The organism is Clostridioides sp. ZZV14-6345, from assembly GCF_020657775.1.
Taxonomy (GTDB): Bacteria; Bacillota; Clostridia; order Peptostreptococcales; family Peptostreptococcaceae; genus Clostridioides; species Clostridioides difficile_D.
Genome location: NZ_JAGWCX010000171.1, coordinates 1 through 510, shown reverse-complemented (window position 1 = coordinate 510; position 510 = coordinate 1). Strand labels below are relative to the sequence as shown.

At 27.8% G+C, this 510-nt stretch carries 1 protein-coding gene and 1 pseudogene; both read left to right on the top strand.

Annotated features, from left to right (window positions below; translation table 11 throughout):
* Positions 1–247: 247 nt before the first annotated feature.
* A pseudogene (locus tag KGF39_RS19475) lies at positions 248–346 on the top strand (transposase); the annotation flags it as partial.
* Position 347: 1 nt separating this feature from the next.
* The coding region (locus KGF39_RS19470; protein ID WP_227823576.1) for a helix-turn-helix domain-containing protein at positions 348–510 on the top strand (163 nt) is incomplete at its 3' end.

The window sequence follows — 510 nt, the reverse complement described above, 5'->3', positions numbered from 1 at the left end:
AGAAGTTCATAAGAGAACTGCATAGGTAGTAGCGAACTTATGTGAACGACAACCTCAAAAATGATAAAAGTTAGGACTTACGGTTCTTACATATGTTATTTAAAAATAAAATAAAAAACCTTCAAAATACTTGTTTTAAGTAATTGCATATTTTAATATTATGATAGGTGATGAAAAATGGAAGTTACTAATGGTAGAGGATATTAGTATGGTATGTCAAATATAGACATCCAGTATTATGGGGAGACATCTTTGGAATCCTAGTTATTTCGTTACTACTGTATCAGAAAATACAGAGGAGCAGATAAGAAAATATATTAATAATCAGAAAAAACAAGTAAAATGAGGTGGTAGTGGTGGAAAAAGCTTATAAGTTTAGAATGTATCCAAATAAAAAACAGCAAGAGCTAATTAACAAAACTTTTGGATGTTGTAGATTTGTATATAATAAGTATCTTGCTAAAAGAATAGAAGTTTATAAAAACGATAGAGAAACTTTTACTTATAAAC